Source organism: Yinghuangia sp. ASG 101, assembly GCF_021165735.1.
Classification (GTDB): Bacteria; Actinomycetota; Actinomycetes; order Streptomycetales; family Streptomycetaceae; genus Yinghuangia.
The window spans coordinates 1083405-1107657 of sequence record NZ_CP088911.1 but is presented as its reverse complement, the minus strand read 5'-3'; the positions used below and the strand labels follow the sequence as shown (position 1 = coordinate 1107657).

The window sequence follows — 24253 nt, the reverse complement described above, 5'->3', positions numbered from 1 at the left end:
TTCGCGGTGTGATGTCCGGTGGCTTGTCCACGTGTTCGCCGAGCAGTCGGCCGGGGGCTCTTCGATGGGGTACGCCAAGGGCTACGACGTTTCCGATTACCAGTCGGCAATTCCCGCGGACGCCGCGTTCGTCTTCATCAAGGTGAGCGAGGGCGCCCACACGCGTCAGAACCTGTGGCGCGACAAACAGGCCGAAGCGCGGCGGCGCGGCATCGTCGTCGGCTACTACCACTTCCTGCACGCCGAGAACGACGTCGGCGGCGAGGTCGCGCACTTCTGCGACACCCTCGGCGCGGTCCCGGAGAACGAACTCCTGGTCGTCGACTTCGAGCCGTACAACCAGGGTGTGTCGGACGCCACCTGCACCGCGCGCAAAAACGCCTGGCTCGCGGCGGTCAAGGCGCGCTACCCGGGCCACAAGGTCGGAATGTACGCCAACCGCGACTGGTGGTTCCGCACCGACGACGAGTGCGGCGACTTCCTGTGGATCGCCGACTACGAGGCGCGGCCCGCCACCCCGCGCATCCAGGCGGCCTGGCGGTTCCACCAGTACACCGACCGGCCGCTGGACACCAACGTGTTCGGCGGCACCACCGAGGTGCTGCGCGCGTGGGCGGGGGCGCCGCCCGCCGACGTCCCGGGGCACGACCCGGTGCGCACCGCCCGCCCGGCGGCGTCCCCGCCACCCGACGTCCGTGCCGAGCAGGAGACCGCGCCGGCCGACCGGCCCGCCTGGGAGCGGCTGGTCGCCCACGTCCTGTCGATCCCGGAGGGCGACTACGAGACGTGGAACAGCCGCACGGGCTGGGACAATCTGACGCGCTGGGGGCGGCAGTACGGCGAGGACGGCGTCCCGTGGTGCGTCATCTTCGACTGGTGCATGTTCGAGGACGCGGGCCTCGCCGGGATCGTGCCGAAAACCGACAACGTGACGGCGTTCAGCGATTGGGCCAGGCAGCACGGCCAGTGGTCCGAATATCCCAGCCTGGGCGCGTGGATGAACTGGCAGAACGGCCGGCACACCGAGATCGTCGTGGGGTTCACCGCCACCACGGTCACCACGAAGGGCGGCAACACGCTGCCCGAGGGCGGCGACGGAGGCCAGGGCCGGGGCGTGTACGCGCACACGTACCGTCGCACGGACCCGCGCGTCACCGGCTACTTCGCCCCCGAATTCCCGGACGGCTGCCCGCCGACCGCGGACCCGCACGACTACCGGGGCGGCACGCGTGTCGACAGCTCCGCGCGCGTCACCCCGGCCAACGCACTCGATCCCACGAACACGCGGAGGGGCAAGAAGATGGCTCTCGTCTCGAAAACCGTCCCGAGCGTCGTCGGCGACGACTCGGCCACCGTCTTCACCGCGGTCCCGGGCCGCGCGTGGATCAACGTCTCGGCCGACTACGTGCCGCCGGGGGAGAAGACCACCGTGCGCATCGACGTCTCGGACGGCGCCGGGACGTGGCTCCAGTTCAACGAGGAGCGCACGATCGGCAACGGCGAGGTCACCTGGCTGGAAGTCGCCGGACCCGCCCGCACGCGCGTCGTCAGCGTCAAACGCCTGAGCCATCCGCAGGCCCACGTGGACGCCACCCTGCACTATCCGGAACTGTAGTCCCGATAGCAGGCCCGAGTGACCGTCCGCAAAACTCCACGCCACCGGCCAACAGACGCCGGGGGGCAGCATTCGGTCGGCCACGAGGGTGCCGAAGGACAGCCGGCCCCGCCGCTTGGCGCGCGTCCACCGGTCGGCAGCCCGCGGGCCGGGCCTGCCCGCGGGGTCACCGGCCGCCGCACCCCACGCATCAGCGGTTCGGCGTGCGGGTCGTCGGCGGGGTCAGGCGCGTCGCAGGGAGGCCGTCCCCAACCAGCCCCGCCGTCGCCGCGATCGCCAGGCCGCAGGCGGTGGTCCAGCCCGCCTCGCCCGCCCCCGACCCGGCCCGCGCCAGAGACACGGAGCCGGAGACCGCGACACCGAGAACCTGCCCCACCTGCGTCGCCGTCGTCAGCAGGCCGCTCGCGTCCGGCGCGTCGACGGGCGACACCCGCCGCAGGCCCAGCGACATCACCGGGCCGAACGCCGCGCCCAGCAGCCGCCACGTTGACCACCGACACGTCCAAGAGCGCCATGAACTGCCCGGTGAGGACGGTCGCGAGCAGGAGGCCGGGGCGTCGCGGCGGCGACGGCACGCCCGGTTCCGGTGCCGGGCGACGCGCTCGCGTTGTTGCGCACCGGCGAGTTCGTGCGGCGGGGCTGCCCCGAACACGGCTATGTCCGCTATCGCAACCCCGCCCGCGCGGCCGACGGCGGCGCGGTCACCGGTCGGTGACGACGAGGATCACGGTGGCGATCGCCAGGACGCACCAGCCGAACCACATCCAGGCGGGTGCGTCGAACGTGGCGGAGTAAAGCGCCGCGATGGCCAGATAGACGAGCGTGCAGACGACCAGACCACGGCTCGTCGAGCTGGGGGTGACACCGGACATGAGCCCTCCCCGGGCAGCGGCGTCGAGGGACGGAGCTGGAGTGGACGGTTGACGGGCGGTCTCGGAGCCCGGGGCATCGCCGACAGACTCCGATTTGCAGATTATCGCGCCGAGTGCAATCCGGCATATGGGTGATGGCATGTAGGCGCCGTCCGGTGCCGCCGCGCCGAGGCCGAGCACGGGTCCACGGCCTGGCCGCCGCACGGCAAGGGCCGCGGCGTCGACCCGTTCACGGGACGGCTCGTGCCCGCGCCCCGGCGCGGGTCAGGCCGCGTCGTCCGCGGCGCAGCGACGGCCACCTGAACACGCGTGCGACACCTTCCCGCGTCACCTCCGCCCTTCCCGGGCCGCTCCGGGCTCGCCCGCCTACTCGTCGGCCCGCCTGCCCACTCGCCCGCCCGCCCGGCAGTTCCCCCGCCCGGGCGACGCGGCGGCGGATCGTCCCGCGCCCCGCACAACCCGCGGTTGTCCGCACCACCGCCTGTTGCTTGCGGCGTGCTTCGGGACTCCGGTTTCCTGTCCCGGCCGACAGGGGTCGGTTGTCGGACGAGGCGGGGGTGGGGGAGTGCGCCGCGACGGGCTCGGGCCGGATTTCCGGCGCCTGTGGGCGGCGTACGCGGTCAGCGTGGTCGGCAGCGCGGTCGCCACCGACGCGTTCGCGCTGACCGCCGTTCTCGCGCTGTCCGCCGACGCGTTCCGGGTGTCGCTGCTCGCCGCGCTCGGCGGCGCGGTCGGTGCCCTTGTCGCGCTGCCGCTGGGGCCGTGGATCGAGTTCCGCCGGAAGCGACCGGTGATGATCGCCACCGACGTGGCGCGTTTCTGCGTACTGCTGACCGTGCCCGTCGCGTACGCCGCCGACGCGCTGACGTACCCGCACCTGGTCGTCGTCGCCGTGCTCTCTTCCGTCGGCCAGATCGTGTTCCTCGGCGCGTCGACGGCCCACCTGAAGGCCCTCGTCGCGCGCGAACACCTCGTGGCCGCGAACGGGCGTTTCGAAAGCGTGCTGTGGACGTCCTCGGCCGTCGGCCCGCCGGTCGGCGGCCTGTGCGTGACGGTGTTCGGCCCGGTCGCCACGATCCTCGCCGACGCGGGCAGCTACCTGCTGTCCGCCCTGGGGATCCGCGCGATCGCCACCCCGGAGCCGGACCCGCCGACGCGGACCGCCCACCGGCGCCGGTGGCGGGGCCTCGGCGCGGGCTGGCGGCACATCTGGTCCGACGCGCTCCTGCGGGTGCTGTTCGCGAACACGGTCGCCGTCAGCGCGCTGATCGTCGCGATCGCCCCCATCTGGTCCGTCGTCATGCTGCGCGACCTGCGCTTCAGCCCGTTCGCGTACGGGCTGTCGGTGGGCATCCCCTGCGTCGCGGGCGTCATCGGCGCGCGCCTGAGCCGGCGCCTCGCGGCACGGTGGGGGCACCGCGCGGTTCTGCTCGTGGCCGGGGTCGCCCGCGTCCTGTGGCTGCCGTTCCTGCCGTTCGTCGGCGGCGGCCCGCTCGGGCTGGCGGCGGTGACCGCGATCCACAGCGGCACGGTCTTCTTCACCAGCGTCTTCACGCCGGTCTTCGCCACCTGCCGCCTGGAGCGTACTCCCCACGACAAGACCGCGCGCGTGCTGACCGCGTGGTCGATCACCAACAACGCCGTCCGGGCCGTGTGCGTCCTCGCCTTCGGCCTGCTCGCCGGCCTCACGGCACCGCGCCCGGCGATCGCGGCGGCGGCGCTGCTCCTGCTCGCGTCCTGCGTCTGCCTGCCGTGGCGTGCCCGGCCCGGCGACGTCACCGAGACCGGTGTCCCGCCCGCGGCCCCGCACCCGAGGACCGGGGACGCCGCGGGCGGCGGCCCCGCGCCGGAGCCGCGGCCTCACCCTCGGATCCCGGAGGCCCCCGTCCCGCCGGGCGGCCTCACAACACCAGCAGGTCGAACAACCGATCAAGCTCCGCGGCCGGATTCGCGGTGAGCCCCCCGTGCACGGGACCGGGCTGGACGACGGCGCTGCGCGGCGCCGTCAGCCACCGGAAGCGGCGCCCGAGCGGTTCGCCGCCGGCCGGGCCCGCCCCCGGCGCGCCCGCGCACACCATCTCCCACGCCGACAGCGCGGCGCGCGTCTGCACCGAGTCCGCCGCCGCGTACAGCGCCCGCAGCCGCGACACGTCGAGGTGCGTGCGCGCGCCGAGGAAATCGAAGGCCTGGCTGTAGAGCACCACTCCGGCGTTGATGCACTCGCCGCGGTCCACCCGCGGCACCAGCCGGATCAGCGCGTACTCGAAGAACTCCCGCTGCCGCGACGGGACTTCGGCCCGCAGCGGATGGTCGGCGGGGGCGGTGGCCGGGATCGTGTCCGGCAGTCCGCGCACGGCGGCGGCCCCGTCGGGGCGGGCGGCGGTCATGCGGCGTCCACCGCCGGCAGCCAGGCCTCGCGCCGGTCGAGGCGGTCGAGCAGGTGGTCGACGTACGCGCCGCGCAGCGCGGCGGGGGAGTCGAGCCCGAGCGCGATCTCGGAGTCGTTCGGCGTGAGCCACGCGTCGGGGACGAGCGCCGTGACCCCTTCCAGCAGCTCGCGCGTCACCCGCGGGGCGAGCGCCTTGTCGGCGTCCCCGAGACGGCCGGCCGCGGCGGGGGCGAGGACGTGGTCGGACGCGTCGTACGGACGACTCGCCGCCGCCGTGGCCGACCCCCACGCGTGGTGGAACCACAGCGCGGCCCCGTGGTCGATGAGCCAGAGCCTGCCGTGCCACACCAGCAGATTCGGGTTCCGCCAGCTGCGGTCCACGTTGCTGGTGAACGCGTCGAGCCACAGCACCCGCGCGGCGGTGTCGGCGTCGGGCAGCCAGGCGACCGGGTCGAACCCGACCGACCCGGGCAGGAAGTCCAGCCCCAGGTTGAGCCCGCCCGACGCGTGCAGGAGGTCCTGGACCTCCTCGTCGGGCTCGCCGCGCCCGATGACCGGGTCGAGGCGCACGACCGCCAGATCGGGGACCCGCAGCCCGAGCCGCCGCGCCAGCTCGCCGACGACGACTTCGGCGACCAGCACTTTGGGCCCTTGGCCCGCGCCGCGGAACTTGACGACGTAGGTGCCCAGATCGTCGGCCTCGACGATGCCGGGCAGCGAGCCGCCCTCCCGCAGCGGGGTGACGTATCGGATGGCGTTGACCAGGGGAAGCACGCGATCAGCCTAATGCCGCGCCGGGCCGGCGCGGACGCGCCCGGGGCCTCCGCGGGCGCGCGGGCGTCGCGGGCGCGAAAACCGGTCCCCGTGCGCCCGCGGCCTGCGGCATGCTCGGCGGCGTGCGTTCCCCGACACGCCCCGGCGACCCGGTCCTGCTCTTCGCGCCGCGCGGCACCGAGACCGACCGGCGCCTCGCGGTGGCCGCGTACCGGCGCGGGCTGCGGTCCGTGCGGGCGCGGCGGTGGGCGCCCCCGGACGACGCCGCCCCGGCGCGACGCACCTGTACGCGGGCCCGCTGTTCGCCGACGCCGTCGCGCGGGAGCTCGAACCGGCGCTGCCGGACATCCCGGACGACTGGCTCGCCCGCCTGCCGCCCGCGCTCACCGCGCGGCGCGTCGAGGCGACGACCCTGGGCCGGGCCCGGCGCATGCGCGGCCGGGCGTTCGTGAAGCCGCCCACCGACAAGACCCTCCCCGCCCGCGTCCACCGCGACGGCGGCGACCTGCCCGGGCCGGACACGGCCGACGCCGACACGCCCGTGCCGGTGTGCGAAGTCGTGCGGTTCACGGCCGAGTTCCGGCTGTTCGTCCTCGACGGCGAGGTCCGCGCGGCATCGCGGTAGGCCGTCGCCGGCGACCTGGCCGTCGCACCCGTGGCCGCGTGCCCCGAGCACCGCGCGGTCGCCGCGTTCGCGCGTGACGTGTGCGCCGCGACCCGCGGCACCCTGCCCAGCGCGTCCGTCGTGGACATCGGCCTCGCGGACGGGCGCGGCCGGGCGGTGGTCGAGGCGAACGCGGCGTGGGCGTCCGGCGGTTACGCGTGCGACGACGACGCGGTGCTCGACGTGGTGCTGCGCGCGGCCGGTCCGCTCGCCGAAACCGCCGACGGCGACCGGCGGTTCCCGCGTCCCACACCGCGGGTCGAACGATGAGGCGTCACCCGCACGGGTGAACCGCGCATGCGGGCGCCCGTCGCCGGAAAGCCCTGGGCCATGCGCAAACACTCTGCCCTCGCCCTGCTCCCGCTGCTGGCCCTCGCCGCGGTGCCGGCGGCACACGCCGCGCCCGGCGGCCACCCCGCCGGCCCGGCCGCCGCCGTCGTACCGCCGCCCTGCGCGGAGTCCGACCTCACCGTGGAGGCGGCGCAGGTCCCGCCCATCGCCGCGGCCGTGGTGCTCGTCCACGTCACCAGCACGGCCGCCGGGGTCTGCGTCGTCGACCGCTTCCCGACCGTCACGTTCGCCGACCTGGACGGCTCGGCACGCCCCGAACCGCCCGCCTCCAGCGCGCCGTACGCGATCGCCCCGGGCGGCGAGGTGTTCGCCGCGGTCCGCACCGAGGACGGCAGCGGCAACGCGCGGTACGTCCCGTCCCTCACCGTCGCGCCGGACCCGTCCCACACCGGCACGACCTTCACCGCGGGGGAGATCGGCGCGCCGGTGCCGGGCATCCCGGTGTACGACCCGGTCACCACGTGGTGGCACGCCACCCCGGACGACGCGTTGGCCGCGCTGCCGAGTTGACGCCGCATCGGGCGTCCGGGCGACGCACGGGCGCCCGCGTTGCGCGCACCCCATGCCTCCGCCCCGGGACCGTCGTCCCGGGGCGGAGGCATGAACGGCCGTTCGTGTCAGACGATCTCGACGTTCCACGCGGCCGGGGTGTCCGGGTGGATCCCGTCGCCCGGCAGCCGCTTGATGTTGACCTTGCGCGTGCCCTGCGGCAGCGAGTAGAAGGCCAGGTCGCTGTTCTGGTCGACCGTGAACTCGCCGAGCCTGCGCCACCCCTGGCCGGTGACGTAGGCGTCCACCCGGCCGCGCACGAGCCCCATGTCGGCGCCGATGTTGACGAACATGCTGCGCCCGTTCGGCACGCTCGGCGGTATCACCAGGTTGCCGATCGGATCGAACCCGGCGCGGAGTTCTCCGCCGAGAACCTTCATCTCTTCCTCCAGGTCTGGTGTCGGGAACGGTGTCCCGCTTTGCGCGGCCCGGACGATGCCGGGGAAGACGACGTCGGAGAACTGCCGGATGCGCAGCGGCCCCGGGCACGCGGTCGCGCCGCCGATGGACCACTGCGGGAACAGGTTGTGGTAGCCGTAGCCGGGGTCGTCCCAGGTGCGGCAGACCCGCAGCGGAATGCCGTGGGCGTGGTGCAGCCACGCGCCGACCTCGACGAGCACGCGTATCTGCGCGTCCGTCCACGGGTCGTCGCTTTTCGCGCGGCTCGCCGTCTCGATCGACACGGCGCCGGTGCCGTCGGAGCGCCGGTTGGCCGAGTAGTTCGCGTCGGCGCGCCGGGTCGTCGGCATGTACTGGCCGAGGGCGCCGTCGTAGGCGAGGCCGAAGTGCGACTCCTCGTCGGCCTGGTCGCGCCAGTAGGCGAACAACTGCTGCTCGTCCCACGGCGCGGCGATCGAGTGCATGATGAACTGCGTGGGCCGGATGGTCGGTTGCGTCTTCGCCTCGGGCAACTCCAGGCGGATGGCGTGCGGATACCAGCCGTCCGTCGGCGTCACGTCGAACCACTGCCCGTAGTCGGCGTTGTGCGCGTCGTTGACATCGACGTCGTACCCCTCCAATTTCACGTTGTGCAGGCGCTGGAACAGGTGGATCCCGGGCACCTGGTGCCCGCCGGACCACGCCGCGCTCTGCCAGAACCACCGCGCCTTGCCCGACGCCATGGCCCACTCGATCACGCGGCGCCCGCCGTAGACCCCGATGTTGGGGACGTCGAAGACGCTCGCGATGCCGTCGAAGTACGCGGACACCAGGCTGAGTTCGGCCTCGGACACGTCGTGGTCCACGGCGAAGTACACCGGGCGCCCCCCGGCGCCTTCCGGACGTCCGAGCCGCCCCGACTCGACCGCGGCCTTCGAGGCGTCCGCGCGGCCTCGGTCGTAGCCGCCGCGCCAGGCGACCGTGCGGTCGTCGAATCCGCCCTGCCACACCGCCGCGACGCCGAGGCCCGCCGCGCGGTACGCGGCGATCTCGTCGGGCCGCCACTGTTTCACACGGTGGCTCGAGTTCTGGTCGGTCAGGTAACTGACCGCGAACGTATGCCCGTTGCGGGCCGCCACCGGGGCCGGCACGCGCGAAAAGCTGAAGTCGATGCCTGTGGCCACCGCCGCCTCCCACCAACCGATTTCCTCGTCCCGAAGCTAACGGCACTATGCCCAATTCACGGATAAAATCCGCGAATTGGTCGATATCGATAACTGATCATTCGTCAGTTGTGCGTTCGCTGTCGACACATGACCATATGCCGATCCGGGCACGCCTTCCGGTCTTCGCGATGAACAGCAGCCGAGCGTCACCGCCGCGGCGGGCCGCGGCGGCCTCCCGGGCGACGCATCCGCCCCCGTACGGCGGTTCACGACTGCGTTCGGGTGAAACCACACAACCCGCCGGTTGCCGATCGCGGGTCCCGTCGTTCTCAGGGGGCACGTCGCCGCCCGGCGGCGTGGCAGGCGGAAACGGAGAAGCAGTGATCACGTTCAAGAAGGCCTCTGTCCTCGCGGTCGGCGGTGCCGCGCTGATGCTCACCGGCGCGGGTGCGGCCCACGCCGACTCGGGGGCCGGAGGCGCGGCCGTCGGTTCGCCGGGTGTGGCGTCCGGCAACCTCGTCCAGCTGCCGGTGCACGCGCCGGTCAACGTGTGCGGCAACAGCGTCGACGTCGTCGGTGTCCTGAACCCGGCGTTCGGCAACGCCTGCTTCAACGTCGACGGCCACCGCTGACCCCGGCCGCCGATCCGCGCATGCCGTAGCGCGCGGCCAGGGGAGGAAACGTGCCTTCGCCCGGCGCGCGTTCCTCCCCCGGCCCCGGCCGCCCCCGGAGGTGCACGTGGAGTGGGATCGCGTCGCGGACGAGCTGTACGCGCTGCCGCCCGGCGAATTCACCGCCGCCCGCGAGGAGTTCGCCTCCGCCGCGGTCAAGGCGGGCGACAAGGCGCTCGCCCGGCGCATCCGCGCGCTCCGCAAACCGCCGCTCGCCGCATGGGCGAGCAACCTCCTCGTCCGGGCACGACCGGACGAGGCGCGCGCACTCCTCGAACTCGGCGGCGCCCTGCGCCAGGCCCACCACGACGTCGACCCCGACCTCCTGCGCACCCTGTCCGCACAGCAGCGCCAACTCACCGCGGCCCTGGCCCGGCAGGCGAGGATCCTCGCGGACGAGAGCGGCCATCCCATCGGCGACCAGGTCGTCCACGAGATCCAGGGCATCCTGCACGCGGCCCTGGCCGACCCGGACGCCGCCGACGCGTGGGCGAGCGGTCGCCTGGCCCGCACCCTCTCCGCCGCCGGCTTCCCGACCGGCACGGCGGCCCCGCGCGAGGAGCCACCGGACACACCGACCGCACGGAAGCCCCGCACCGCCGCCACCGGCGAAGCCGCGCGACGCACGCGCGACCAAGCCGCCCGCGAGGAACACACCCGCCTCCACGACGAGTTGCGCCGGGCCCGGCACGAGGCGGGCGAGGCCGCACAGGCGGCACGCGACGCGGACAAGGAACGCGCGGCCGGCGAACGCGCCCTCGCCCACGCCCTCGAGCAACGCGACCGCGCCGAACGCCGGGTCGCCGATCTCACCGCACGCCTCGAAGCCGCCGAGCGCGCCCGCGCCGACGCCGACGCCGACGCCACCCGAGCCCGCGACCGCCTCAAATTCGCCGAACGAGCCGCCCACGAAGCCCACACCACCGCCGACACCGCCGCCACCCGAGTCGACCACCTGACCCACCGCCTCAGACCCTGACCCGGCCCCTCGGCCCCGGTCCCGGCCTGGCCCCTCGGCCCCCGGCACCCGGCACCCGGTCCCGGTCTGGCTCCTCGGCCCTCGGCCCCCGGTCTGGCTCCTCGGCCCTCGGCCCCCGGTCTGGCTCCTCGGCCCTCGGCCCCCGGTCTGGCTCCTCGGCCCTCGGCCCCCGGTCTGGCTCCTCGGCCCTCGGCCCCCGGTCTGGCTCCTCGGCCCTCGGCCCCCGGCCTGGCTCCTCGGCCCTCGGCCCCCGGTCCCAGCCTGGCCCCTCGGCCCCCGGTCCCACGGCTCCTCGGACCCGGCCCCCGGCCCCCGTTCTCGGGCCTGGCCCCGCCGCCCCGCCGCCCCGCGGCCCCTGGCCCCCAGGCCCGGCTTGGCCCCCGCGGCCCCGCGGTTCCGTCCGTGAGCCCCGTGCGCCGTCGTCGTCCCCGTCCCGGCGTCGACAACTCCCGTGTGGGGCTTCCGAATCGGCCCTTGTCGCCGGATCGTGGAGGTGTGTGGGGAAACGTGCCGCACCGGGAGAACAGGGGGTGAGTCGTGCACGTACGCGCGCCATGGCGGACGGCGTTGGCGATCGGGCTGGGGGCGCTCGGCGCAGGTGCGGGGGCGCTCGTGTGGGTGACCGGCTACGGGGAGGACTCGCTCACCGAGATCGTCATCGCCTCGGTCCTCCTCGTCCTGCTGACCGTCGCCGCCGTGCACAGCGCCCTGGACGACAGCGACGACCAGGCCGGCCACCGGAGGTAGTTCGCCGCCGCCCGTCCGGCGGACCGCCCACCCGCGACTTTCGTCGCGTCACCGCCGACCTCCGGACCTTTCGGCGGCGCCCGCGCGCGGCCGACGATGACGTATGCGAAAGATCTTCGAGACCGCCGGCTTCCTCATCGCGGCCCTGGGGTTGACCGGGCTGTGCCGCCACTACCTCGGATGGGCGCCGTTCGGTGTCGTGCGGCGCGTCCTGCCTTTCGGCCAGGACGTGCTGTGGATCAACATCGTCCTCGTGGTGGTCGGCGGCCTCGTGATGGTGACCCCGGACCTCGTCGAGGACGCGCGCCGCTGACGTACGCGCCGTTCAGCCCGAGCACGCCCCGCGCTGCGCGTCCTGCCACTCGCACACCGCGCACAGCGTCACCCCGCGCCGCGCCGCCGGGTACTCGGTGGGCCTGCCGCAGTACACGCAGTCCGCGAACGGCGGCCCCGCCGCCTCGCCGGCATCCGCGGCGGAGGCGCCGTGCGCGGCCCGGTCCGCGGCGCAGTACGAACCCTCGGCGGGAGTCGTCGCCCTCTGGTCACCCATGCGCCGACTGTACTGCGGCCCCGCCGCGCCCTCGCACCGCCCGTTCACGGGCCCGCGCACGACGGCCGGGAGCCGCAAAGCACGCGGTCGGCGACGACCGTGCGGCCTGTCCGAAAAAAATCCGCCAGGCATGTCGAGAACCGGCGCGCGGCTCCGTCCCCGCGGTGAACACGGCCACAATGGGCCGTACCTCACCAAGGAGATCCACCATGGCCAAGTACCTGCTGCTCAAGCACTACCGCGGCGCCCCGGACCCGGTCAACAACGTGCCCATGGACCAGTGGACGCCGGAGGAGGTCACCGCCCACATCAAGTACATGAACGACTTCGCGGCGCGGCTCGAAGAGACCGGCGAGTTCGTCGAAGGCCAGGCCCTCTCCCCGGAGGGCACGTTCGTCCGCTACGACGGCGAGGGCCGTCCGCCGGTCACCGACGGCCCGTTCGCGGAGACCAAGGACCTGATCGCCGGGTGGATGGTGATCGACGTCGAGAGCTACGACCGCGCGCTGACACTCGCCGGCGAGCTGTCCGCGGCCCCGGGCGCGGGCGGCAGGCCCATCCACGAGTGGCTGGAGGTCCGCCCGTTCTACGGTGAGCACGGCGCGGCCACCGAGTGAACGAGCCACTGCTCCGCGAGCTGGTGCCCGCGGTGATCGGCATCCTCGTCCGCCGCGGAGCCGACTTCGCGGCGGCCGAAGACGCCGTCCAGGACGCCCTGGTCGAGGCGGTGCGCGGGTGGCCGGACGACCCGCCGCGGGACCCCAAGGGCTGGCTGGTCACGGTCGCCTGGCGCAAGTTCCTCGACGCCGCGCGCGCCGACACGTCCCGTCGGCGGCGCGAGGAACGGGTCGAGTCCGAGCCACCGCCCGGACCGGGCGAGGCGGTCGACGACACGCTCCGGCTGTACTTCCTGTGCGCGCATCCGTCGCTGACCCCGGCCACGGCCGTCGCGCTCACGCTGCGCGCGGTCGGCGGCCTGACCACGCGGCAGATCGCCCAGGCCTACCTGGTGCCGGAGGCGACCATGGCCCAGCGCATCAGCCGGGCCAAACGGACCGTCTCCGGCGTCCGGTTCGAGCGGCCCGGCGACGTCGCCACCGTGCTGCGCGTGCTCTACCTGGTGTTCAACGAGGGCTACTCGGGCGATGTCGACCTCGCCGCCGAGGCGATCCGCCTGACGCGCCAACTGGCCGCCGGGATCCACCACGAGGAGGTCGCGGGCCTGCTGGCGCTCATGCTGCTCCACCACGCGCGGCGTCCGGCACGCACCGCCCCCGACGGCCGGCTCGTGCCGCTGGCCGAGCAGGACCGCGGCCTGTGGGACACCCGCCTGATCGCCGAGGGCATCGCCATCCTCCAGGCCGCGCTCGCACGCGACCGCCTGGGCGAGTTCCAGGCCCAGGCGGCGATCGCGGCACTCCACGCCGACGCGCGGACCGCCGAGGAGACCGACTGGGTGCAGATCGTCGAGTGGTACGACGAACTCGTACGCCTCACCGACAGCCCGGTGGCCCGCCTCAACCGGGCGGTCGCGCTCGGCGAGGCCGACGGCCCTCGGGCGGGTCTGGCCGCCCTGGCCGACCTCGACCCCGCCCTGCCGCGGTACACCGCGGTCTCGGCCCACCTGCACGAACGCGACGGCGACGCCGCGACCGCCGCACGGCTGTACGCCCAAGCCGCCCGATCGGCCCCCACCATCCCCGAACGCGACCACCTCACACGCCAGGCCGCCCGGCTCAACACACGCCTGAGGAGCCGACCGCAACACCCGTCGCGCCCGCCGGGCGGCGCGGCGGCAGGCTGGGAGACCTGATCGACGGCGCGCGAGCCGCGCCGTCGGCTCGTCCCACCGGTTCGAATCCGACCCGCGACCGCCCCCGGTCGGGCGGGAATCGGCCCGTCCCACCGGCCCGAGCCCGAACGGCGACCGCCGCGGGGTCTGCCGAAAGCGGCGACGGATCCCGGACCTCGATCGGTTCCGGTCGGGCGGGAACGCGCGTCGGCCCGGAACCCGCCCAGGTCGAGCGGGAATGCGCGCGGTCCCTGGCCCGCGCCTCGCCGTTGTCGAGAGCGAACCGGTCGCGAACCGCCCCGACGCGCCTGCGATCATCCCGAACCTGACCAACCTGCGGTCATCCCGAACCTGACCAAGCCGTCTCGGACCGCGCTCCCAAGCCGAGCGCCCGGAGCCGTCCCCGTCGGCGGCGACGCGCCCCACCGCGCCCCGCGCGCACCCGGAGGGAACCCGCCGCGCGTGCCTTCCCGTCGCGAACGAACCCCGCTGCACGCCGCCTCGGAACCCGTCCCTCGGCGGGCCGTCTCCACCCCGGGAACCCGGTTTCGGGGCCCTGATCCGGGGCCTGTAGACTCCTCCCGCGAAGGGGAGTAGTCCCGCTTTGTCGGTTGGTCGACATACTGGCGCCGCCTCGGTGCCCGGCCATCGAGCCCGTGTCCGCGTCACGGACCGGGTGGACGAGACCTTCGACCGTTGAGGTGTGCGTTCGCGTGCGGCTTGCGCCGTGTGTGGCCGCGTACACCCGGGTCGAAGGCACCCCAGGTCCCGGTGTGCGTCTCGGCCCGGTTGACCGAGAGGCATGGGGTATCCCGATGAGTCTGACCGCCGCGGCGACCGCCTTCGTGGTGATCTTCCTGGCCGAACTGCCGGACAAGACGATGCTCGCGTCGCTGATGCTCGGGACGCGGCTGCGCCCGCTGTGGGTGTGGCTGGGGGTGTCGCTGGCGTTCCTCGTCCACGTCGTGCTCGCGGTGACGGCGGGCGGCCTGCTCAAACTCGCTCCCGACACGGTGGTGAAGTCGATCGTCGCGGCGCTGTTCGCGATCGGTGGGGCCGTGCTGCTGTTCGGCAAGGACGAGGACGACGAGGCCGATGCCGCGTCCGGCGAGGCCGCCGGACGCAAGGCCGTGGGCTTCGCCGGGACGGTCGCGACCAGCTTCGGCCTGATCTTCCTCAGCGAGTGGGGCGACATCACCCAGATCGGCACCGCCAACCTGGCGGCCAAATACGACCCCGTCTCGGTGGGGATCGGCGCGGCCCTCGCGCTGCTGACCGTCTCGGCGCTCGGCATCGCGGCCGGGCGCACGCTGCTGAAGTACGTCCCCATGCGGCTCGTCCGCCGGGCCGGCGGTGTCGTGATGGCGGTTCTCGCGGTGGTCACCCTCGTCGAACTGCTGTAGCGGCGGCCGTGGCATCCCGCACCCCGTCGCCGACGCCCGGTGGTTGCGGTGCGGGGGCGGGAGCCGTACGGTTCGACATATGAAGACGTGTTCAGATGAGACGGCGAGGGCGGTGCGGTGAGCACGGGGTCCTCCGACGCCGATGCCGACTGCGGGATCCGGGTGGTCGACGCCGACCGGGTCGCATCGGTGCGTGCCGCGCTGCCGGCGGAGGAACGGGTCACGGAGGCGTCCGAGGTGTTCTCGCTGCTCGGCGACCCCGGGCGGCTGAAGCTCCTGGTCGCGCTGCTGGAAGGGGAGATGTGCGTGTGCGATCTCGCGGCGGCCTGCGGTCAGGGCGAGTCGGCGGTGTCCCACCAACTGCGGCTGCTGCGCGCGCACCGCGTGGTCACCGCGCGACGGTCGGGGCGGATGGCGTACTACCGGCTCGCGGACGCGCACGTGCGGCTGCTGCTCGACGTGACCCTCGCGCATCTCGACCACGCGCGCGACCCCGAGGCGGGGAGCGCGGCCTCGGGGAGCGCCCGGCCGGGGAGCGCCGCCTCGTGACCCCCGGTACCGAGCCCCGGCACGAGCGGTCGGAGCACGAGCACGCTCACGGCGAGCACGGCCACGGCGACCACGAGTCCGGGCACGGCCACCACGGGCACGCCGGACACAGCCACGGCGTCTCACCCGACGCCGACCGCCGGTACCTGACCGCCGCGCTGGTGCTGATCGGCGGCTACATGGTCGTCGAGGTCGTCGTCGGCCTCATCGCGCAGTCCCTCGCGCTGATCACCGACGCCGGCCACATGCTCACCGACGCGTTCTCGATCGTGCTGGCCCTGGTGGCCATGCGCCTGGCGGCGCGGCCCGCGAGCGGGCGGTGGACGTACGGGCTCAAGCGCGCCGAGATCCTGTCGGCGCAGCTCAACGGCATCACGTTCCTCCTGCTCGTGGTCTGGTTCACCTACGAGGCCGTGCACCGGCTGATCGCACCGCCCGATGTCGAAGGCGGCCTGGTGGTCGTCACCGCGGTCGCCGGGATCGTGGTCAACATCGCCGCGGCGTGGCTGATCAGCCGGGCGAACCGGTCGAGCCTGAACGTCGAGGGCGCGTACCAGCACATCCTCAACGACCTGTGGGCGTTCGTCCTGACGGCCGTCTCCGGGGTGATCGTGCTGACCACCGGCTTCGCCCGCGCGGACGCGCTCGCGTCGCTGGCCGTCGCGGCGCTCATGCTCAAGGCCGGCGTCGGGCTGGTCCGCGAGTCGTGGAAGATCCTGCTCGAAGCCGCGCCCGCCGGACTGGAGCCCGACGACATCGGCGGCGAACTGGCCCGTCAGGAAGGCGTCGCGGAGGTCCACGACCTGCACGTCTGGACCATCACGTCGGGGTTCCCCGCACTGTCGGCACACGTGCTCGTCGACACGGAGCACGACTGCCACGCGGTGCGCGATCGGCTCGCGCGGCTGCTGCGCGAGCGGTGGGACATCGCGCACACCACGCTGCAGGTCGACCACGTCGCGCCGAGCGTGTGGACGATCGCCGCGGCGCCGGGCGGGGACGGCACGTCCGCGCCCACGTCGTCGCACTGCGTACGCCCCGCCCAGGACGACGGTCCGGTGGGGTCGCCGCGCTGACCGTCAGCGTTTCCGGCCGATGCCGGCCGCCGCGGCGCCGTCGCCGTCGAGGAACCGCGTCATCAGGTCCAACGCCCGCGCGAGCGCCTCGCCGAGCGCGGCGTCGGTCGACCGGTCGGCCGGGCCGCCCTGATCCGTCGGGTCGGGGCGGCCCGGCTCGTCCGGAACCAGTGCCCAGTCCTCCACGACGATGCGCAGCGCGGCGTTGAGCATGCCCGCCTCCAGCCGCACCGCGAGGTCGTGGGCGGACCGGCCGGTGCCCTCGGCGATGAGCCCCGCGAAGACCGTTTCGGCGGTGAAGTGCGTCTCCAGCCAGATGGCGCGGAGGCCCGGTTCGTCGCGGGTCAGGCGGACGAGGTCGCGCAGGGCGCCCATGTGCTGGGCGGCGACCACGACGGGGTCCGTGGCGCTCGGCATCACCTGGGTGAGCGGGACGCCGGCGCACCAGTGCTCGCGCAGGCGCTCGGTCATCATGTCGAGCCCCGCCGTGAGCAGGGGGCGCGCGCACTCCTCCTTCGAGCGGAAGTAGCGCCACAGGGTGCGTGTGGACACCCCCGCGGCCGAGGCGATCTGCTCCGCGGTGGTCGCGGCGACGCCTTGCGTCACGAACAGCCGGACCGCCTGATCGGCGATCTCCATGCGCGTCGCCTGGCGGTACCGCTCGGTCAACGGCGGTCTCCCCGTACGCCTGCCGGCTTGCCCCGCCATGCGCCCCTCCTCGCCCGAGGTTGAGCCGATCTTAGTGGATGTCGCAGTGCGACTTAGTGGCACGACGCGACATGCGGTGCTACCGTAACGGCCGCACTGCTTCCGCTTGTCCACGCCGGTGCCGCAGGGGCGCACCGGCGGCCCACGGAAACCGCCGTCCCCCGGACACCGTCCCTCGCGTCCGGGGCGGCGAAGTCGCACAGCAGGCACACCAGTTCGGCACGTATGAGCGCACCCCCCAGTTCGGCCTCGTGAGCGCGAGCCACGACCGGCCCACCCGACGGGAGTCTCATGTCCGACACCACTCGTCCCCACCCCACCACCGGCCCGAGCCGCCGCCAGGTGCTGGGCGCCGCCGCGATCGGCGCCGCCGCGCTGGGCGGTTCCGCGGTCGGCACCGCGCGGGCCGCGACGTCATCCGGCTCCTCGGCCGTCTCGGCCACCCCGGCCGCCGTCACCGAACGGCGTGAGCGCGCCGTCATCGTCGGCAGCGGATTCGGCGGCGGCGTGACCGCGCTGCGCCTGGCGCTCGCCGGGATCCCGTCCCTGGTCCTGGAGCGCGGACGGCGCTGGCGCACCGGCCCCAACGCCACCACGTTCTGCCGCTTCGCGAACATGGACAACCGCTCGGCGTGGCTGACCGACCACAGCATCGTCGGCACCCCGCAGACCTGGACGCCGTACACGGGAGTCATCGAGGCCTTCGGCGGCAACGGCATGTCGGCCATGTGCGGTGCCGCGGTCGGCGGCGGCTCGATCCCGTACCACGGCATGACGCTGCAGCCGACCAAGGCGGCGTTCGCCGCGTCGATCCCCGTGGCCGCGCACCTGTACGACGAACTGAACCAGTGGGCTTATCCGATGGTCGCCAGGAAGTTGGGCGTCTCGCCGCTCCCCGACGACCTGCTGGCCTCCGCCCCGTACACGTCGTCCCGGCTGTTCCAGGAGGTCGCCCCGCGGGCGGGGCTGAGCACGTTCCGCGTCCCGCTGCCGATCGACTGGCGTTACGCCCGGGGCGAGTTGACCGGGCAGTACGACCCGACGTACACCACGAGCGACATCGCCTTCGGCGTCAACAACGGCGGCAAGCAGTCGATCGACGTCACGTATCTCGCCCAGGCGGAGGCCACGCGCCTGGTCGAGGTGGCGCCGCTGCACGTCGTCCGCGACCTGGCGATGGACGCGAACCGGCGCTGGGTGCTGACGGTCGACCGCATCGACACGGGTGGGGCCGTGCAGGAACACATCCGGGTCACCGCCGACGCGGTCTTCCTCAACGCCGGGTCGCTCGGCACCACGCGCCTGCTGGTCAAGTCGCGGGCCAAGGGGCTCGTCCCCGACCTGCCCGACGCCATCGGCACCCGGTGGGGCAACAACGGCGACCGGATCTGGGCCTGGATCAACCCGAGCGGCGACGCCGGGACCGTCCAGGGCGGCCCGGCGTGCATCGGCGCCACCGACCCCGGCAGCCCGATCCCGCTCACCGTCGTGCACGCCGGCTCGCCCATCCAGCAGCCGGGCGCCACCGCGCTGACCGTCGTCGGCTTCGGCGTCGTGGACGGCGCGGGCACCTGGGCGTACGACGCCGCCAAGGACGACGCCGCGCTCACCTGGCCGACCGGCACGGACGCGGCGCTGCAGCAGCTGATCACGGCCCGCATGCAGGCCATCGCGGCGGCCGGCGGCGGCATCATGATGGACACCAACGCGGGCAACCCCTCCACCTGGCACCCGCTCGGCGGCGTACCGATGGGCGACGCGGTCGACCTCGCCGGCCGCGTCCGGGGCCACCGGGGCCTGTACGTCCTGGACGGCGCGCGCATCCCGGGCTCGACGGGCGCCTGCAACCCGTCGATGACCATCGCGGCCCTCGCCGAGCACAGCATGGCCACGATCATCCGCGAGGACGCCTGGCGGGTGTTCTGAGGCGGGCCTCCCGAGCGGGCGGGGAGTCGCGTAGCGCGGGGGGTTTGCGGGTAGCCGCAGGTACCTGACAGGGCTCCGATGCGCGCGGCGCGAAGGGAGTGGCGGCAGCCGAGGTCAAGCGGCCGGGCGCGAGCGCCCGGGAAAGGGTGAAGGCCTATGACACCCCGACACGAGACAGACCGACCCGGCGGCGCCGGGGGCCGGCCGGGCGGCCGGACGACCGCCGGGCTGACCCCGCGAGACGTGCACCTGCGCACCGAACTGGCCCGCCGCCTCCGGGGCGACGTCTTCCCCGCCGACCGGGACCATGTCCTCGACCACCTGCGCGCACAAGCCGCCCCGGACGACGTGATGAACCTCGCCCGAAGCCTCCCGGACGACGACCGCCGCTACACCAACGTGCAGGAACTCGCCGCCGAACTGGGACTACCCCCAGGCCGCGGACGCACCTGACGGCGACACGCGCGCGAACCCGCAGCCGAGCGGCGTTCGTGCCCCACAGCCGGCGTGGCCGGCGTCCGGGGGCACGCGGCTCCGTGAACGTCTGAACACGCGGTCCAAGTATCGGTCCAAGCGGCCCACACGGCCCGCGCGCCACGTATCGGTCAAGGAGACAGGCACGTGTCGGGCCGCCCTCTCTCTCTGGCGCCCGACCTGTCCCCCTCCCGCCCGACCCCTCCTTATTCCGGGAACGTTCGCCGGACGCCAAAAGTGCCGCGAACGTCCCCGACGACACGAAAGGACGTAGACCAAAACCGCGTTCGACCTCGTGATCGACCCACTGTGGGTGGCCGACGCGGGAGGAGCGGCGCCATGTGTCGGCGCCGCTCCTCCCGCGTTTTTCACGTCACTCCTGCCGTGGGCCCGGTTTCGGTCCGCGCCAAAGGGCCCGGTGCGCATCCGAGCCGATCGCCGACTCGGCGTCCGTCCGCGACGACGGGCCCGGCCCAGGCCGACGCCGGCGAGCCCGGCGCAGGTCCCCGGCGGGCCACCCGCCTCCGGTGGCGGCGGCATGTCGGCGCGCGTTCCCGCGGAACGGCCCCACGGCCCGTCCGTGTCCTCAGCGTCGGCGGGCGCCCGTGCCGTGGGTCACGTCGTCGCCGCTCGGGCCGCGCGGAGGCGTTCCGTGCGCAGTTGTTCGTGCCAGCGGTCTTCCAGCGGAGTCAGCGGCACGCCGGTGGCCCAGGTCAGGAGGAGGTCGGCGAGCGCGGGGTTGCGGGCCATGACCGGGCCGTGCAGGTAGGTCCCCAACACGCGGCCCGCGTACGCGCCTTCGGTGCCGTTGTCGGTGCCGTTGCCGAAGCCGACGGTGACGCGCGCGAGGGCCTGCGCGCCCGCGCCGATGTGGGTCACGCCCTGGTGGTTCTCGAAGCCCGACAGCGCCGGCAGCCCCAACTCGGGGGCGACGTCGGCGAGTACCTCGCCCACGCAGCGCCGGCCCGCCGGTCCGCGCCCGGACTTCACGTCCAACAGCCCGAGGCCCGGTTCGACCCGGTCCAGGTCGTCGACGAACTCGTGGCCGATGATCTGGTAGCCCGCGCACACCGCCAGCAGCGTCGCGCCCCGCGCGACCGCCTGCCCCAGGCCGGGGTCCTTGCGCAGCCGCTCGGCCGCGAGCCGCTGCGGGCGGTCCTCGCCGCCGCCGATCAGGTAGATGTCGCCCGACGTCGGCACCGGCTGATCGGACCGCACGTCGACCCGCTCCACGTCGATGCCGCGCATGCGGGCCCGGCGCTCGACGATCAGCGCGTTGCCCTGGTCGCCGTACGTGCTCAGCAGATCCGGGTAGATCCACACCAGCCGCAGCTTGCTCATCCCGATCACGCCTGCGCCTCCTTGATCGTGCGGCGCAACCGCTGGAACGCCGTGTAGTTCGCGATGACCTCGATCTGCCCCGGCGGACAGGCCGACACCGCGCCCGCGAGGCTTTCGTGCACGCTGAACGTCAGCCCCGCGACGTCGAGCCGTACCGCGAGGTCGAGGCGCCGCTGCCCGAGCACGAACAACTGGCGCCCGGCGAGCTTGGTGTAGTCGACGTCCCACAGCCAGGACGTGTCCTTGCCGTCCGCGTCGAGCGCGTTGACGGCCAGGATCACGGGGGCGGGCGGCGCGTCGATCAGCGAGAACGTCTCCAGCCAGCCCGCGGGGTTCTTCGCGAGCAGCAGCCGCAGTTGGCGGCCCCGGTACGGCACGACGTCGTAGCGCCCCGCGACCGCCGTGACGTTCTTCATGCGGGCGAGCGCCGCCGAGGTCTCCACCCCGAACACCGACGCGACCGCCGCGGCCGTCGTGGCGTTGGCGCGGTTCGCCCGGCCCGGGAGCTGGAGGTCGAGCGGCCACACGCGGCCGTCCGGGTCGACCATCTCCTCGCCGACGAGCGACCAGGTCACCTGCGGGCGGCGGAAGTCGCACTCGCCGCAGTACCAGTCCTCGCCGGGGCGGTTCATGACGCCGCCGCACGACGGGCAGGACCACGAGTCCTCCTGCCACATCTGCCCGGCCGCGACCCACACGACGTCCTTCGCCGACGACGCCGCCCACACCACCAGGGGGTCGTCCGCGTTCGCGACGAGGATCGCCTCACTGCCGCGCAGCCCCTCGCGCCACGTCTCCGCGAGCATGCGCGTCTCCGCGGCCCGGTCGAGCTGGTCGCGCGACAGGTTGAGCAGCACGATCGCGAGCGGGTCGGCGTCCCGGGCGACGCCCGCGAGGTACTTCTCGTCGACCTCGATCACGCCGTACCGCGCGTCGCCCGCGCCGGCGAGGGCCGACGTGATCCCGGCGGGCATGTTCGCGCCGAGGGCGTTGGAGACCACCGGCCCGGCGGCGCGCAGCGCCTCCGCGACCAGGCGGGTCGTCGTGGTCTTGCCGTTGGTTCCGGAGACCAGGACGACCTGGAGGTGGTCGGCGAGTTGGGCGAGGAGGTCGGGGGCGATGCGCAGCGCGATCTTGCCGCCGATCACCGAACCGCTGCCCTTGCCCGCGCGGCGCGAGATCGCCGCGGTCACCCGGTTCGCGGTCACCGCCAGTTTGGACCGCGGCGGCAGTGCCCCGGGTCCGCGCGCGGCCCCGGTGCCCTGGCCCGGAACGGAAGTTCCTGTCATCGGATGCGTGTCCTCCAGCGGTCTCGCCGTGCCACCGCGCGACCAGGCCGGCGGCCGTTCCCTCGGAACCCTTCGCGCAGGGCGGCCCGTCGGCCACCCCCGGGGGCCGGACCCCTGGGCGAACGGCCTTGCGCCGTACGGCACCTGACGCGCTTTCGGGGTCCGCACCCGGATCGGCCGACAGGCGGGGATCCGTATACGTCGCGTCAGCCTACCGAGATTGGGCCCGTGCAGTGTCCCGCGGCACTCGCCGGTCGCGGCCGAGCAGGTGGAGAACGGGGCAAACGTCACTGCACGCCTCGCCGTCGCGATCCTCGGGCGTGTCCGTCGCGGTGATCCGAAACAATCACGGGGGCACGGGGCGTCGTGCCGGGTCCGGGAGCCGCGCGGGCTCGTCGGACTGAGGGGAATCCCGGTGTCCCGGCGCCGGGATCTTCGGCACAGTGGGCGGCGCGGGGCGCGATCGGGAGGGCGGTGGACATGGGGGGCGGAGGTACCGGCGGCATGGCCGGGGCCAAGGGGGCCGTGCCGGCGGGGGCGGCGGGGGCGGCGGTGACGGCCGTGTCCGCGGTGACGGCGGCCCGCGCGCTGCGCGCGTCCCGCTCCCGGCCCGTGCCCCGCGCGGCCGTCGGCGCCGCGCGTGCCCTGGCGGTCGGGCGCCTGGCCGTGGGGGTCGTGCAGGCCGTCGCGCCGAACGCCGCCGGCCGCCTGCTGCCCGCGCGTCCGGCCGGGGTCGGCGACGAGTCCGCGCTGGCCCGGGGGCTCGGCGTCCGCGACACGGTGGTGGGCGCGGGCTGGTGGCACGCGCTCGACCGGGGGCGGGGCGCGGCGGAGTGGGCGTGGCTGCAGGTGGCGTCCGATGTGTCCGACGGCGCCGGCACGGTCGGCCGCTGGCGCACCCTGGACCGCCGCGAGAAGAGCTGGATGCTGCTGCTCGGCGCCCTCGCGGTGGCGGACGCCGCGGTCGCGGTCGCCCTCGGCGGCGTCGACGTGGACGCCGCCGACGTGTGACGCGGTTCAGGCGGGCAGCCGCCGCCGGAACGCGGAGCGGTACGCGAGCGGGGTCACCCCGACGACGCGCTTGAACCGCTCGCGGAACGCGGTCGGCGACCCGAACCCCGCCCTGGCGCCGATGAGTTCGATGCCGTCGTCGGTGTTCTCCAGCAGATACTGGGCACGCCGTACGCGGGCCCGCAGCAGCCACTGCACGGGTGTGGTGCCGGTCTGCTCCCGGAACCGGCGGCTGAACGTGCGCTCGCTCAGCCCGCACCGGGCGGCCATCGACGCGAGTGTCACGTCGTGGTCGAGGTGGTCCTCCACCCACGCCAACACCGGCTCCAGCAACGACCCGCGGGGCACGGGCGGTGTCGCGTGCACGATGAACTGCGCCTGGCCGCCTTCCCGTTCGAGCGGGACGACGGACATCCGCGCGCAGTCCGCGGCGACCGCGGAGCCGAAGTCGCGCCGGATCATGTGCAGGCACAAATCCAGTGCCGCGGACGCCCCCGCGGACGTGAGGATCCGGCCGTTGTCCACGTACAGGACGTCGGGTCGTACGTCGACCTTCGGGAACATCGCGGCGAGCCGTTCGGTGGCCAGCCAGTGGGTGGTGGCGCTCAGGCCGTCGAGCAGCCCGGCGTGGGCGAGGGTGAACGCCCCGGAGCAGATCGACGCGATCCGCGTGCCGTCCGCCGCCGCCGCGCGCAACGTGTCGATCACGCGCGGCCCGACGGGGGCCGCCTGCTCCGAACACCCCGGCACGAGGATCGTGTCCGCGCCTCGCAGTGCCTCCAGGCCGTGTGGCGCGAGCACGGTGAACGCCTCGCTCACCACCTGCGGGGCCTCCCCGCACACCCGCACGTGATACGGCCGGATCCCGTCCGCACGCCGCGCCCGCCCGAACACCTCGACCGGAACAGCCATATCCGCCGCCACCACGTGGTCCAGCGCCAGCACCGCCACCGTATGCATGCTCCACAAGTTAGCCGCA

General features: G+C 74.2%; 25 protein-coding genes and 1 pseudogene. 16 read left to right on the top strand and 10 right to left on the bottom strand.

Going from position 1 to position 24253, the window contains the following annotated elements; genetic code table 11:
- The first annotated feature begins 31 nt into the window (after nucleotides 1-31).
- Nucleotides 32-1615 (top strand): glycoside hydrolase family 25 protein, encoded by a 1584-nt coding sequence (locus tag LO772_RS04355; RefSeq protein ID WP_231777011.1) that lies wholly within the window; start codon nucleotides 32-34, stop codon nucleotides 1613-1615.
- 190 nt (nucleotides 1616-1805) lie between these two features.
- Here the strand turns inward: LO772_RS04355 and LO772_RS04350 are convergent, their stop codons facing one another.
- The gene (locus tag LO772_RS04350; protein ID WP_231777010.1) at nucleotides 1806-2066 is read right to left on the bottom strand and encodes a hypothetical protein; all 261 of its coding nucleotides are present in this window, start codon (nucleotides 2064-2066) and stop codon (nucleotides 1806-1808) included.
- Nucleotides 2067-2316: 250 nt separating this feature from the next.
- Nucleotides 2317-2487: a hypothetical protein gene (locus LO772_RS04345; protein ID WP_231777009.1), complete on the bottom strand. Its 171-nt coding sequence runs from the start codon at nucleotides 2485-2487 to the stop codon at nucleotides 2317-2319.
- Nucleotides 2488-3052: 565 nt separating this feature from the next.
- Between LO772_RS04345 and LO772_RS04340 the strand changes: the two genes are divergently transcribed.
- Nucleotides 3053-4444, top strand: a complete 1392-nt coding sequence (locus tag LO772_RS04340; RefSeq protein WP_231777008.1) for an MFS transporter — start codon at nucleotides 3053-3055, stop codon at nucleotides 4442-4444.
- On the opposite strand, the gene LO772_RS04335 is transcribed toward LO772_RS04340, so the two are convergent.
- Nucleotides 4389-4790: a DUF3037 domain-containing protein gene (locus tag LO772_RS04335; RefSeq protein ID WP_231779419.1), complete on the bottom strand. Its 402-nt coding sequence runs from the start codon at nucleotides 4788-4790 to the stop codon at nucleotides 4389-4391. The genes LO772_RS04340 and LO772_RS04335 overlap by 56 nt on opposite strands.
- Before the next feature lie 80 nt (nucleotides 4791-4870).
- Nucleotides 4871-5650, bottom strand: a complete 780-nt coding sequence (locus tag LO772_RS04330; RefSeq protein ID WP_231777007.1) for a HipA family kinase — start codon at nucleotides 5648-5650, stop codon at nucleotides 4871-4873.
- 244 nt (nucleotides 5651-5894) lie between these two features.
- Between LO772_RS04330 and LO772_RS04325 the strand changes: the two are divergent.
- Both LO772_RS04325 and LO772_RS04320 read left to right on the top strand, forming a co-directional pair.
- Nucleotides 5895-6584, top strand: a pseudogene (locus LO772_RS04325) (ATP-grasp domain-containing protein).
- Between the two features lie 60 nt (nucleotides 6585-6644).
- Complete coding sequence (locus LO772_RS04320) at nucleotides 6645-7175, top strand: DUF4232 domain-containing protein (protein ID WP_231777006.1); 531 nt, start codon at nucleotides 6645-6647, stop codon at nucleotides 7173-7175.
- Nucleotides 7176-7282: 107 nt separating this feature from the next.
- Here LO772_RS04320 and LO772_RS04315 read toward each other — a convergent pair whose 3' ends face one another.
- Nucleotides 7283-8776: a glycoside hydrolase domain-containing protein gene (locus LO772_RS04315; RefSeq protein WP_231777005.1), complete on the bottom strand. Its 1494-nt coding sequence runs from the start codon at nucleotides 8774-8776 to the stop codon at nucleotides 7283-7285.
- Between the two features lie 413 nt (nucleotides 8777-9189).
- On the opposite strand from LO772_RS04315, the gene LO772_RS04310 reads away from it, so the two are divergent.
- From LO772_RS04310 to LO772_RS04290, 4 genes are all read left to right on the top strand, one after another.
- Complete coding sequence (locus LO772_RS04310; RefSeq protein WP_231779418.1) at nucleotides 9190-9390, top strand: chaplin; 201 nt, start codon at nucleotides 9190-9192, stop codon at nucleotides 9388-9390.
- A gap of 106 nt (nucleotides 9391-9496) precedes the next feature.
- A complete protein-coding gene (locus LO772_RS04305) occupies nucleotides 9497-10408 on the top strand; it encodes a hypothetical protein (RefSeq protein WP_231777004.1) in 912 nt (303 codons plus the stop codon).
- Nucleotides 10409-10945: 537 nt separating this feature from the next.
- On the top strand, nucleotides 10946-11155 hold the full coding sequence (locus tag LO772_RS04295) for a hypothetical protein (protein WP_231777003.1): 210 nt from the start codon (nucleotides 10946-10948) through the stop codon (nucleotides 11153-11155).
- Nucleotides 11156-11258: 103 nt separating this feature from the next.
- Nucleotides 11259-11468, top strand: coding sequence for a hypothetical protein (locus tag LO772_RS04290; protein WP_231777002.1), 210 nt, complete (start codon nucleotides 11259-11261; stop codon nucleotides 11466-11468).
- A 12-nt stretch (nucleotides 11469-11480) separates the two neighbouring features.
- Here the strand turns inward: LO772_RS04290 and LO772_RS04285 are convergent, their stop codons facing one another.
- Entirely contained in the window at nucleotides 11481-11705 is a 225-nt protein-coding gene (locus tag LO772_RS04285; RefSeq protein ID WP_231777001.1) for a hypothetical protein, read from the bottom strand.
- Nucleotides 11706-11914: 209 nt separating this feature from the next.
- On the opposite strand from LO772_RS04285, the gene LO772_RS04280 reads away from it, so the two are divergent.
- From LO772_RS04280 to LO772_RS04260, 5 genes are all read left to right on the top strand, one after another.
- Nucleotides 11915-12322, top strand: a complete 408-nt coding sequence (locus tag LO772_RS04280) for a YciI family protein (protein WP_231777000.1) — start codon at nucleotides 11915-11917, stop codon at nucleotides 12320-12322.
- Entirely contained in the window at nucleotides 12319-13518 is a 1200-nt protein-coding gene (locus tag LO772_RS04275; protein WP_231776999.1) for an RNA polymerase sigma factor, read from the top strand. Before LO772_RS04280 ends, LO772_RS04275 begins: the two co-directional genes overlap by 4 nt.
- Before the next feature lie 794 nt (nucleotides 13519-14312).
- Nucleotides 14313-14900, top strand: a complete 588-nt coding sequence (locus tag LO772_RS04270; protein ID WP_231776998.1) for a TMEM165/GDT1 family protein — start codon at nucleotides 14313-14315, stop codon at nucleotides 14898-14900.
- 117 nt (nucleotides 14901-15017) lie between these two features.
- The gene (locus LO772_RS04265; protein ID WP_231776997.1) at nucleotides 15018-15449 is read left to right on the top strand and encodes an ArsR/SmtB family transcription factor; all 432 of its coding nucleotides are present in this window, start codon (nucleotides 15018-15020) and stop codon (nucleotides 15447-15449) included.
- Entirely contained in the window at nucleotides 15446-16525 is a 1080-nt protein-coding gene (locus LO772_RS04260) for a cation diffusion facilitator family transporter (protein WP_231776996.1), read from the top strand. Before LO772_RS04265 ends, LO772_RS04260 begins: the two co-directional genes overlap by 4 nt.
- Nucleotides 16526-16528: 3 nt before the next feature.
- On the opposite strand, the gene LO772_RS04255 is transcribed toward LO772_RS04260, so the two are convergent.
- Nucleotides 16529-17233, bottom strand: a complete 705-nt coding sequence (locus LO772_RS04255; RefSeq protein WP_231776995.1) for a TetR/AcrR family transcriptional regulator — start codon at nucleotides 17231-17233, stop codon at nucleotides 16529-16531.
- A 291-nt stretch (nucleotides 17234-17524) separates the two neighbouring features.
- Here LO772_RS04255 and LO772_RS04250 point away from each other — a divergent pair, with 291 nt between their 5' ends.
- Together LO772_RS04250 and LO772_RS04245 are read left to right on the top strand one after the other, a co-directional pair.
- Complete coding sequence (locus LO772_RS04250; protein ID WP_231776994.1) at nucleotides 17525-19159, top strand: GMC oxidoreductase; 1635 nt, start codon at nucleotides 17525-17527, stop codon at nucleotides 19157-19159.
- Between the two features lie 243 nt (nucleotides 19160-19402).
- Complete coding sequence (locus LO772_RS04245) at nucleotides 19403-19612, top strand: DUF2795 domain-containing protein (RefSeq protein ID WP_231776993.1); 210 nt, start codon at nucleotides 19403-19405, stop codon at nucleotides 19610-19612.
- A gap of 636 nt (nucleotides 19613-20248) precedes the next feature.
- On the opposite strand, the gene LO772_RS04240 is transcribed toward LO772_RS04245, so the two are convergent.
- Both LO772_RS04240 and LO772_RS04235 read right to left on the bottom strand, forming a co-directional pair.
- Nucleotides 20249-20974: a type 1 glutamine amidotransferase gene (locus LO772_RS04240; RefSeq protein ID WP_443089434.1), complete on the bottom strand. Its 726-nt coding sequence runs from the start codon at nucleotides 20972-20974 to the stop codon at nucleotides 20249-20251.
- 5 nt (nucleotides 20975-20979) lie between these two features.
- On the bottom strand, nucleotides 20980-22263 hold the full coding sequence (locus tag LO772_RS04235) for a MurT ligase domain-containing protein (RefSeq protein ID WP_231776992.1): 1284 nt from the start codon (nucleotides 22261-22263) through the stop codon (nucleotides 20980-20982).
- Between the two features lie 504 nt (nucleotides 22264-22767).
- Between LO772_RS04235 and LO772_RS04230 the strand changes: the two genes are divergently transcribed.
- Entirely contained in the window at nucleotides 22768-23274 is a 507-nt protein-coding gene (locus LO772_RS04230; RefSeq protein ID WP_231776991.1) for a hypothetical protein, read from the top strand.
- A gap of 6 nt (nucleotides 23275-23280) precedes the next feature.
- Here the strand turns inward: LO772_RS04230 and LO772_RS04225 are convergent, their stop codons facing one another.
- On the bottom strand, nucleotides 23281-24234 hold the full coding sequence (locus LO772_RS04225; protein ID WP_231776990.1) for a GlxA family transcriptional regulator: 954 nt from the start codon (nucleotides 24232-24234) through the stop codon (nucleotides 23281-23283).
- Nucleotides 24235-24253: the final 19 nt, after the last annotated feature.